Source organism: Micromonospora sp. D75, from assembly GCF_018070405.1.
In the GTDB taxonomy this organism is placed as follows: Bacteria; Actinomycetota; Actinomycetes; order Mycobacteriales; family Micromonosporaceae; genus Micromonospora; species Micromonospora chalcea.
This window is the reverse complement of record NZ_JAGPXV010000941.1, coordinates 1-1,527: the sequence shown is the minus strand read 5'-3', so window position 1 is coordinate 1,527 and position 1,527 is coordinate 1. Positions and strand designations below refer to the sequence as shown.

Here is a 1,527-nt window from a genome sequence, read left to right as displayed (position 1 = left end):
GTCCGGATCACCATGCGCGCGGGCCGGTCCGGGTCGACGTACCGGAAGATGAACGAGGTCGTCACGATCGCCAGCGAGATCTCCCAGGCGGGGACGAGCTCGACCTGGAGCGTGAACAGCCAGTGGATGAACATGTAGAGGGGTACGAGCAGCATGAACAGGCCGTACTGGGCGTACGGCAGGTGAACGGGAAGGGTGTACCCGGGCGGCCCCAGGTAGACGAGGCGTGCCCGGTAGATGTCGTCGTCGGTGCGCAGCCGCATCGTCGCCCAGCGTCCTACTCGAAGATCAGGTTGATCAGGTAGTCGCCGACGAAGAAGAGTGTGGCGGCGCCGGCGATGAAGGCCAGGCCGATGATGGCGATGGCCGAGCTGGTCAGCACCTTGGAGATCTCACCCCGGCTGGCCCGGCCGATGAAGATCACCCCGAGGACGGCGAGCAGGATCGGTGCGATCTTGCTGGCGAAGAAGGTGACGACGTTGTCGGTGTCGATGCCCTTCGGAGCCGGCTCGGCGAGTGGAGTCGACGCCAGGGTGTGGAGCGCGTGGTCGACGGCGCTCGACGCCGCTGCCATGAGCTCGATGGCGATCACTGGAAACCTCCCCAAGGTCGCGGCCGGCGGTGCCGCGTTGGTGCAAGTAGGCAAGCCTGGCGGGATGGTGCTCGGCGGACACGGAAGTGGTCAACGCTGTGTCCGTGACCCACCACGCTGGGTGGTGAGTTTTGGGCGGATTCTTCCCGCTTCGGCCCTCCCTCCAGGCTTCGCCATCTCGATGCTGGGCAATTCCAAAGCGTACGGCCCGGCCACCTTTGCGACAAGCCGCGAAGAGTCGACCGTGAATCGCCCGGAAGACCGATCGTACACCTGTTCCAATCCGCATGTCAGGGCTGCTGCGTCGGCGGCTCGCCCGGTCGCCGGAAGCCCCGCCCACGAGCGGTACTGTCGGCTCCGTGACCGATCTGGTACGGGCGGAGACCCCGGTGGTGATGGGCGTCCTGAACGTCACGCCCGACTCCTTCTCCGACGGCGGCAGATACGCCGATTTGGACGCGGCAGTCGCACACGGGGTGCGACTTCGCGCCGACGGCGCCGACCTGATCGACGTGGGCGGCGAGTCCACCCGGCCCGGCGCCGAGCGGGTCGACGCGGAGACGGAGACCGCCCGGGTGCTGCCGGTGGTCCGTGAGCTGAGCGCCGCCGGCATCGTCGTCAGCATCGACACCAGCCGGGCCCGGGTCGCCGAGGCGGTCCTCGCCGCCGGCGCGTACCTGGTGAACGACGTCTCCGGCGGCCTCGCCGACCCGGACATGGCCCGGGTGGTCCGCGACGCCGGCTGTCCGTGGGTGCTCATGCACTGGCGGGGACACTCGCGGGAGATGCGCGAGCTGGCCACGTACACCGACGTGGTGACCGAGGTCCGGGACGAGCTGAGCCGGCGGGTCGACGCCGCGCTCGCCGCCGGAGTGGCCGCCGACCGGATCGTCGTCGACCCAGGTCTGGGCTTCGCGAAGACCGCCGCGCACAAC

The 1,527-nt window shown here is 69.0% G+C and carries 3 protein-coding genes; 1 reads left to right on the top strand and 2 read right to left on the bottom strand.

The window, feature by feature from the left end; translation table 11 throughout:
• Both KBX39_RS30905 and KBX39_RS30900 read right to left on the bottom strand, forming a co-directional pair.
• Positions 1-263, bottom strand: a 263-nt coding sequence (locus KBX39_RS30905) for a hypothetical protein (protein ID WP_210873935.1), incomplete at its 3' end; no start/stop codon positions are given.
• A 14-nt stretch (positions 264-277) separates the two neighbouring features.
• Positions 278-592: a hypothetical protein gene (locus KBX39_RS30900; RefSeq protein WP_043327895.1), complete on the bottom strand. Its 315-nt coding sequence runs from the start codon at positions 590-592 to the stop codon at positions 278-280.
• Positions 593-951: 359 nt separating this feature from the next.
• Between KBX39_RS30900 and folP the strand changes: the two genes are divergently transcribed.
• On the top strand, positions 952-1,527 hold a 576-nt coding region (gene folP / locus KBX39_RS30895), incomplete at its 3' end, for a dihydropteroate synthase (RefSeq protein WP_210873934.1).